General features: G+C 46.9%; 2 protein-coding genes. One reads left to right on the top strand and one right to left on the bottom strand.

The window, feature by feature from the left end:
- Nucleotides 1–31: 31 nt before the first annotated feature.
- Nucleotides 32–1,387: an S-layer homology domain-containing protein gene (locus ACLFWI_RS29240; RefSeq protein WP_446415845.1), complete on the bottom strand. Its 1,356-nt coding sequence runs from the start codon at nucleotides 1,385–1,387 to the stop codon at nucleotides 32–34.
- 179 nt (nucleotides 1,388–1,566) lie between these two features.
- Between ACLFWI_RS29240 and ACLFWI_RS29235 the strand changes: the two genes are divergently transcribed.
- Nucleotides 1,567–2,457, top strand: coding sequence for an alpha/beta fold hydrolase (locus ACLFWI_RS29235; RefSeq protein ID WP_446415844.1), 891 nt, complete (start codon nucleotides 1,567–1,569; stop codon nucleotides 2,455–2,457).
- The last annotated feature ends 101 nt before the right edge of the window (nucleotides 2,458–2,558 follow it).

Raw genomic sequence — 2,558 nt, 5'->3', positions numbered from 1 at the left:
TTGCAGACTATAGACGCAATTCTACAGCCAATTAATCGTCATCATCGTCATCATCATCATCATCACCCCAATCATCTTCATCCTCCATTTCTATTTCCTGTGCTTCACCCGATTCTTGCACCTCATTTTCGATTTCTTCAAATTCAATCGCCGCCACATAAGGAGAAGAAATCGCCACGGTTTCCCCGGTACTCACCAAAGCTTGATACAAAAATGCCGCTACTTCTGCCCGAGTTGCTATCTGATTGGGATTCAGTAATTCGACATTAGGATAATTGACCACAATGCCTCGCTGCGTCGCCGCAGCAACTAAAGGACGAACATTAACCGGAATCGCTGATGCATCATTATAAAACTGCAAAATGTTCGTCGCTGATCCATTCACGGAATAATTTAACCCCTGAGTTAATGCCAATAATACTTCCAACCGCGATAAATTTTGCTTGGGGTTAAAGTTATTAGCAGAATTAACCGTTAAAAACCCCGTTTCACAAGCTTCTTCAATGGCATTGTATGCCCAATGACGGCTAGAAACATCGCGGATACTAACATTACGGATTTTCGTCTTCTCAAACGCCTTACGAATCATCGCCGCAAACTGGGCGCGAGTCACAGGTTCATTGGGACGAAATGTGCCATCGGGAAATCCGCTGATAATATCTAAGCGTACCAACTCAGCAATAAAGTCCTGCGCCCAATAATTACTGGCAATATCCGTGAAACTCGTTTGTACCGTTCGGCGGATTTGGGAACCACTAGCGGCGACTTGTTGCTGTTGAGTCGTATCCCCACTCATCTGAGTGGTTGAGTTGCTTTGACGTTGACTAGCGCGACTGTCAACAGTTCCCTGAGTCGTTTGACGGGTGGTACTTCCGGAGGTGATTTCCGTAGTTTCACGGTTGCGGGTGCGGATGCGTTGTTCTTCGATTAGCGTGGCGGTATACCGGGCGGTCATTTTCTGGCTTAAGGTTTCATCTAGGGCGACGACTGAACCAGTTCCATCCGTGCGATACGCCCACAGTTTATCCTCACTACCGACAATCACCAACCACCCTGGAACTAACGCCTGAGTGCAAATCTGATCACCACCTAATCCCAAACAGCCATCAGACCAGGTTTGGCGGGCGACGTTGAGGATTTTTAGCTGGGATGTATTCAGGTTATGGCGACGGCTGATATCATCAAGGACAGCCTCTGCGATCGCCTCAGGTAAAGATTCAACGGTATCCGCTTCTACTGAGGGAGTTTGGGCAAGTTCTATCCCCTGAATTACCTCCAGAGGAGATGGGGGGATAGCATTGGCTAGGGAAGGAGTGGTTGTTGCGATCGCGAATCCAGCAAACGCGATCATTATCCTACCGCTTGACGCAAATAATGGTTGACTCATAGACCTCATACCAAACACAAACAAAAGGAGTCCTAAGACAGGACTGATCAGGGAAGTGTTCCCATTTATTCAAACGTGGCGATTCTCAATAAACAGGAATCATCGGCAAAAACTTCGCCAAATCTGGCTCAATCCCGGTATGATAGATCAAAATACTTAAACAATCTTCATAAAGCGCCGTGATTACCCAACCGCTAATCCAGAATAACTCCTTAGAAAAACAGGTTTGGACTTGGCAAGGTCACTCCATTCAATACACTGTCCAGGGAACCGGTCAACCCTTGTTATTGATTCACGGGTTTGGTGCATCCATTGGACATTGGCGCAAGAATATCCCGGTGTTAGCGGATGCAGGATATCGGGTGTTTGCGATTGACCTATTAGGATTCGGCGGATCAGAGAAACCCGCCTTAGACTACAGCTTAGAGGTATGGCAGAAACAGATCAAAGACTTCTGGGACGCCCATATTCAGGAACCAACCGTATTTATTGGCAACTCAATTGGGGCGCTATTAAGTTTAATGGTAGTTACCCAATACCCGGATATTGCCGTTGGTGGTGTTTTGATTAATTGTGCAGGGGGCTTAAACCACCGTCCCGATGAGTTAAATTTACCCTTACGGCTGGTGATGGGAACCTTTACCAAATTGGTTAGTTCTAAAACCGTCGGTCCGTTTTTATTTAACCGAATTCGCCAAAAAAACCGGATTCGCAACACCCTGCGTCAGGTTTACTGTGACCCCCAAGCGATTACGGAAGAATTAGTCGATTTACTCTACCAACCCTCCTGTGATCCGGGTGCCCAACAGGTATTTGCATCTGTCTTAACGGGTCCTGCAGGTCCTGCGCCTGGGGAATTATTACCCAAGCTAAAACGTCCTCTATTAGTTCTTTGGGGCGAAAATGACCCTTGGACACCAATTAATGGGGCGGCGATTTACCAGCAGCAGCGCCAAATGGAGAAGGATGTCGAGTTTTTTGCCATCCCCCAGGCGGGTCATTGTCCTCACGATGAGAAACCAGAGATGGTTAATTCCTTAATTCTCGATTGGCTAAGTCAAATGACGTAGCTTGCTTCTGGCTTGCGCGAGTAAGCTACATCATTTCAACCTTAATGTTAGCAATGGCGAAATCATTGTAGTGCGTTTAGCGAAGCCATGCCGCAGGCTTT

Origin of the sequence: Coleofasciculus sp. (genome assembly GCF_046539235.1) — a bacterium.
Taxonomy (GTDB): domain Bacteria; phylum Cyanobacteriota; class Cyanobacteriia; order Cyanobacteriales; family Coleofasciculaceae; genus Coleofasciculus.
The sequence above is the reverse complement of the archived record's forward strand: the minus strand, read 5'-3'. Positions and strand labels throughout refer to the sequence as shown.